Origin of the sequence: Kitasatospora sp. NPDC057223 (genome assembly GCF_042669755.1) — a bacterium.
Classification (GTDB): domain Bacteria; phylum Actinomycetota; class Actinomycetes; order Streptomycetales; family Streptomycetaceae; genus Kitasatospora.
This window is the reverse complement of sequence record NZ_JBHUWW010000240.1, coordinates 1-5,950: the sequence shown is the minus strand read 5'-3', so window position 1 is coordinate 5,950 and position 5,950 is coordinate 1. Positions and strand designations below refer to the sequence as shown.

The following is a 5,950-nucleotide window of genomic DNA, read 5'->3' as shown; positions in this document are numbered from 1 at the left end:
TGTCCGTATGGCGGACAGCCGGAGCCCGCGGCCGTTACGTCCCGATTGGGTGACAGTTGCGGGCCCGGCCCGCCGCCGGCCGCGCCGCGGCCCTCGCCGCGCCGGGCAGCCGGACCTCGATCCGGCAGCCCCGGGCCGCCTCCGCCACCGCGATCTCCCCGCCGTGCAGGTCCACCGCCCAGCGGGCGATCGCCAGGCCGAGCCCGGTACCGCCGTCGCTGCCCGGCCCCTGTGCGGTGGCCGTGCCGCTGCGGCTGAACCGCTCGAAGACCCGGCTGCGGTCCTGCAAGGGGATGCCGGGCCCCTCGTCCTCCACCTCCAGCAGCAGACCGCCGGGATCGGCGGACGGCCGCGCGCGCACCGTCACGGTGCCGCCGGGCGGGGAGTGCTTGCAGGCGTTGTCGACCAGGTTGGCGACCACCTGGTACAGCCGCTCCGGGTCCGCCACACCGCTCAGCGCGGGCGGCTCGACCTCCAGGGCCAGCCGGACGTCGCCGCGCCGGGAGAACGCCCCGCCGGCCGTGGCACCGTCCACCGTGACCCCGCGCAGGACGCCGGCCAGGAACGGCTGCACCTCGAACGGGCGGGCGTCCAGCGGGACGACGCCGTCGTCCAGTTTGGAGAGGTCCAGCAGGTGGGTGACCAGGCGGCCGAGCCGCTCGGTCTGCTCCAGGGCGGCGCCCAGGGTCGCCGGATTCGGCTGGACGACCCCGTCGACCACGTTCTCCAGGACGGCGCGCAGCGCGGCGATCGGCGTGCGCAGCTCGTGCGAGACGTTGGCGACCAGCTCGCGCCGGTGCCGGTCGGAGGCCTCCAGGTCGGCGGCCATCTTGTTGAAGGTCGCCGCCAGCTCGCCGATCTCGTCGCGCGAGGACACCTCGACCCGGCGGCTGTAGTCGCCCGCGGTCATCTCGCGGGCGGCGAGCGTCATGTCGCGCAGCGGGGCGGTCAGCCCGTGCGCGAGGAACTGCATGAAGAGCAGGGAGGCGATCATCGAGAAGATCATGATGACCCGGATCTGCGTCTCGGACCGGATCGCGACCACGACCATGCCGGTGGCCAGGAAGACCGAGACCATCACGAGCAGGGTGAGCTTGCCCTTGATGGAGCGGACCGGGTCGAGCGGGCGGATGTCCGCCCAGACGCGGCTGGCCGCTCGGGCCGCCAGAGTGGGCGGCCGGGTGGGGTCGGTGTCCCCGTTGCGTTGCTGTGGAAAGGTCATGCGTCCCCTGACTGATCCCCCACGATGTCCCCGTCGGTGAAGCTTCGGTGCGGCGCCGCACCGGCGTGCCCGCGGCTGTGGCGTGGACGGCAGTGGGCCCCCCGGAGGCCCGTGCCGCTTTCGCCCCGGCCGTCAGGCGGCCGGTGCCTCCAGCGCGTACCCGACGCCGTGGACGGTGCGGATCCAGCTTGCGCCGATCTTGCGGCGCAGCGCCTTCACATGGCTGTCGACGGTGCGGGTGCCGGAGGCGTCCGTCCAGTCCCAGACCTCGGCGAGCAGCTGTTCGCGCGTGAGCACCGCGCGCGGCTGGGCCGCCAGGCAGGCCAGCAGGTCGAACTCGGTCGGCGTCAGGTGGACGTCACCCGAGGCCAGCCGGACCCGCCGCTGGACGTGGTCGATCTCCAGCTCGCCGAACCGCAGCGAGCCGAGCGTGGGCGTCCGGGCGGCCTGCTGGGCGCGCTCGACGCGGCGCAGCAGCACGTTGACCCGGGCCGCCAGCTCGCGCATGGAGAACGGCTTGGTCATGTAGTCGTCCGCGCCGACCCCGAGGCCGACCAGGAGGTCCGTCTCGTCGTCGCGGGCGGTCAGCATCAGTACCGGCACCGGGCGCTGTGCCTGGATCCGGCGGCACACCTCCAGGCCGTCGAAGCCGGGCAGCATGATGTCGAGGACGACGAGGTCGGGCTGCCAGGTGTGGAAGCCGTCGACGGCGCCGGGGCCGTCGTGGGCCACGGCGACCTTGAAGCCCTCCGCGCCCAGCCGGGCCGCGATCGACTCGGCGATCGTGGGCTCGTCCTCCACCACCAGGACTCTGCGCTGGCTGCTCACCGCGCTGCTGGTGTTGCCGGTGTCCTGCTGAATTTCTGTCACGGTCACGCCACCGCCCCCAGGGCTGCGGGCCGGCCGTCGCTGGGACGGCGGGCTCCGCTCGTAGTCTTGTTCCGTCGTGGACTGTGCCGGGTCCGCCGTCCCTGCCTTGTGTCGGTGCGGAAAAGGTCGCAGGTGTGGACTGCTCGCCTCTCGCGCACCCTTCGCAGCGTACGGACAGCGGGTGCTTCCCGGCAGATGGACCAGGCATTTCCGGCCCGCGGGCCGACTCCCGGACAGGGCTCTCGCCCGGCCCGGAGTTGGCACGGGCCGCTACCTTACCCGGCCGAAATCTCCTCCGTTACGGTACGTATGCACCCGACTCGGGGGGCAGACTTCCGGGAATGCTGCTGTTCGTGCGTGAACAGAGGGTTGGTCCGGACCAGATCGGGGTGCTCTGCGGCAGCTGTGCATCCGATCTTCACGACTTGTCCGCAGACGGTGCGCAGATCCTCGACGTAACGTGAGCACGACAAGCACGGACGGAGGCGGTATGGCCGGCATACGGCAGGACCGCGCACCCCTCGGACCGCCGTACGGCGCACTGCGGCTCGGCCTGCGCACCGCGCCGGCCGCCTGGGTGCTGCGCCGGCTCCCCACGCCCCGGCGCAACCCCTTCGCGCTCGGCTACCTCGCGGCGCTCGCGGCCACCACCGCCTTCTCCCGGCTGGCCGATCCCGCGCTCGTGCACCGCCTGCAGGAGCTCTCCAGCACCGACGGGCACAACCTGCTGCACCACCCCCTGCGGGCGCTGCTGCTCAGCGGCTTCTGGGTGGCGGGCCCGGTCTGGATGCCCTACCTGTGGGCCTTCGCCCTCACGGTGGCCCCGTTGGAGCGCCGGGCGGGGCCGGCCCGGGCCGCCGGGGTGTTCGCCGCCGGGCACGTGCTGGCCACCCTGCTCTCGCAGGCCGTGGTGATCACGGCGGTCCGGACCGGGCGGCTGGACCCGGCGGCGATGGACAGCCTGGACATCGGCGTCAGCTACGGCGTGCTGGCCAGCCTGGGCGCGCTCGCCCTGCTGCTCCGGCCGGTCGGACGGCTGGCGGCCCTCGGCGGCGCCGTACTGCTGATCGCCGAGCAGATCGTCACCGACCGGGACCTCGTGACGGGGGTCGGCCACCCGGCCGCCCTGCTGGTCGGCGCCGGCTGCGGCTGGTGGCTGGGCCGCCGCCCCCGCGGGCCCGGCCCGGAGCCCCGGCGGTCGCGGGCCGCCGGGGCCCCGGGCCGGCGGACGCCGTTCGGCCGGGCCCAGGCCCGCTAGCCGGCCGGCCGCGCTCGTCCGGTCGTCCGGTCGTCCTGCCCCAGTCGTCCCGCCCCCGTCGTCCCGGCCTGGGGGTTTCCGGCTTTCGCTCCCGGCGAACAAGGGCCGGGGAACAACCGGCGCCCGCCAAACCTTAGTCAGGTCAGCTCAACTTCACTGACTGGGGAGAGATCATGGCATCGACGTCCACACCGCTCACCCTGCCCGTCCTGCCGCTGGACGACGAGGTCGTACTGCCCGGCATGGTCGTGCCGCTGGACCTCTCCGACACCGAGGTGCGCGCTGCCGTCGAGGCCGCCCGGGCCGCAGCCGCCGGCCCCGGCAAGCCCGAGGTCCTGCTCGTCCCCAGGGTGGACGGCTCGTACGCGGCGGTCGGCACGCTCGCCACCGTCGAACAGGTCGGCCGGCTGGCCGACGGGGATCCGGCCGCGCTCGTCCGGGCCGTGCGCCGGGTCCGGATCGGCGCCGGCACCACCGGCCCCGGCGCCGCGCTCTGGGTGGAGACGACGCCGTTCCGCGAGTCCGCCGTCCCGACGCCGCTGACCGGCCGGGCCGCCGAGCTGGCCAAGGAGTACAAGGCCGTCTCCACGCAGTGGCTGCGCAAGCGCGGTGCCTGGCAGATCGTCGACCGGGTGGCCCAGATCGAAGGCGTCGGCGAGCTCGCCGACAACATCGGCTACGCGCCCTTCGCCACCGCCGAGCAGAAGCTCAAGGTGCTGCTGGAGGCCGACCAGGTCGCCCGCCTCGCATACGCGCTCACCCTCCTCCGCGAGCACCTCGCGGAGGAGGAGGTCAACGACACCATCCGCAAGGACGTCGAGGAGGGCGTCGCCAAGCAGCAGAAGGAGTTCCTGCTCCGCCGCCAGCTGGAGGCCGTCCGCAAGGAGCTGGCCGAGCTCAACGGTGACCCGGCCGACGAGGAGGGTGACTACCGCGCCCGGGTCGAGGCCGCCGACCTGCCCGCCAAGGTCCGCGAGGCGGCGCTCAAGGAGGTCGACAAGCTGGAGCGCTCGTCCGACCAGTCGCCCGAGGGCTCCTGGATCCGCACCTGGCTCGACACCGTCCTGGAGCTGCCCTGGAACGAGCGCTCCGAGGACGCCTACGACATCGCCGGCGCCCGCGCCGTGCTGGACGCCGACCACGCCGGCCTCGCCGACGTGAAGGACCGCATCGTCGAGTACCTCGCCGTCCGCAAGCGCCGCGCCGACCAGGGCCTCGGCCAGATCGGCGGCCGGCGCGGGGGAGCGGTGCTGGCGCTCACCGGCCCGCCCGGGGTCGGCAAGACCTCGCTCGGCGAGTCGGTGGCCCGCGCGATGGGCCGCTCCTTCGTCCGGGTCGCGCTCGGCGGCGTCCGGGACGAGGCGGAGATCCGCGGGCACCGGCGCACCTACGTCGGCGCGCTGCCCGGCCGCATCGTCCGGGCGATCAAGGAGGCCGGCTCGATGAACCCCGTCGTGCTGCTCGACGAGATCGACAAGGTCGGCTCCGACTACCGGGGCGACCCGGCCGCCGCGCTGCTCGAAGTGCTCGACCCGGCGCAGAACCACACCTTCCGCGACCACTACCTGGAGGTCGAGCTGGACCTCTCCGACGTCGTCTTCCTCGCCACCGCCAACGTGGTGGAGGCCATCCCCGAGGCACTGCTCGACCGGATGGAGCTCGTCCGCCTCGACGGCTACACCGAGGACGAGAAGGTCGTCATCGCCCGCGACCACCTGCTCCCGCGCCAGTTGGAGAAGGCCGGCCTGGCGGGTGGCGAGGCCACCGTCGACGAGGCGGCCCTGCGGCTGCTCGCCGGCGAGTACACCAGGGAGGCCGGCGTCCGGAACCTGGAGCGCTCGATCGCCCGGGTGCTGCGCAAGGTGGCCGCGCAGAGCGAACTCGGCGAGCGCGAGCTGCCCGCCGCGATCGGCCCGGCCGACCTGCGGGCCCTGATCGGGCGCCCGCACCACACCCCCGAGGCGGCCCAGGAGCCGGCCGAGCGGCGCACTGCCGTCCCCGGCGTGGCGACCGGGCTCGCGGTGACCGGCGCGGGCGGCGACGTCCTCTACATCGAGGCCTCGCTCGCCGACGCCGAGACCGGCGGCACCGGGCTCACCCTCACCGGACAGCTCGGCGACGTGATGAAGGAGTCCGCGCACATCGCGCTCTCCTACCTGCGCTCGCGCGGCGCCGAACTCGAACTGCCCGTCACCTCCCTGCGGGACCGCGGCGTGCACCTGCACGTCCCCGCGGGGGCCGTCCCCAAGGACGGGCCGAGTGCGGGCATCACGATGACCACCGCGCTGGCCTCGCTGCTCTCCGGGCGCAAGGTCCGCACCGACGTGGCGATGACCGGCGAGGTCTCGCTCACCGGCCGGGTGCTGCCGATCGGCGGGGTGAAGCAGAAGCTGCTCGCCGCCGACCGGGCCGGCGTCACCACGGTGATCATCCCCAAGCGCAACGAGCCCGACCTGGACGACGTCCCGGCCGAGGTGCTGGAGCGGCTGACCGTCCACCCGGTGGCGGACGTCCGCGAGGTGCTGCGGCTCGCGCTGGAGCCGGCCGGGGTGCTGGTCGCGGCGTAGTCCGATCACGGGCGCGCCCGACGGGAGTTGACC

4 protein-coding genes are annotated in these 5,950 nt (G+C 74.1%); 2 read left to right on the top strand and 2 right to left on the bottom strand.

Annotated features, from left to right (window positions below):
- Positions 1–34: 34 nt before the first annotated feature.
- Positions 35–1,222 carry a sensor histidine kinase gene (locus ACFUK0_RS39210; RefSeq protein ID WP_380258701.1) on the bottom strand — a complete coding sequence of 396 codons (1,188 nt, stop codon included), beginning with the start codon at positions 1,220–1,222 and terminating at the stop codon, positions 35–37.
- Between the two features lie 132 nt (positions 1,223–1,354).
- Positions 1,355–2,092, bottom strand: coding sequence for a response regulator transcription factor (locus tag ACFUK0_RS39205; protein WP_380258699.1), 738 nt, complete (start codon positions 2,090–2,092; stop codon positions 1,355–1,357).
- Between the two features lie 490 nt (positions 2,093–2,582).
- Between ACFUK0_RS39205 and ACFUK0_RS39200 the strand changes: the two genes are divergently transcribed.
- On the top strand, positions 2,583–3,350 hold the full coding sequence (locus ACFUK0_RS39200; protein ID WP_380258697.1) for a rhomboid-like protein: 768 nt from the start codon (positions 2,583–2,585) through the stop codon (positions 3,348–3,350).
- Between the two features lie 173 nt (positions 3,351–3,523).
- Complete coding sequence (gene lon / locus ACFUK0_RS39195; RefSeq protein ID WP_380258695.1) at positions 3,524–5,917, top strand: endopeptidase La; 2,394 nt, start codon at positions 3,524–3,526, stop codon at positions 5,915–5,917.
- Positions 5,918–5,950: the final 33 nt, after the last annotated feature.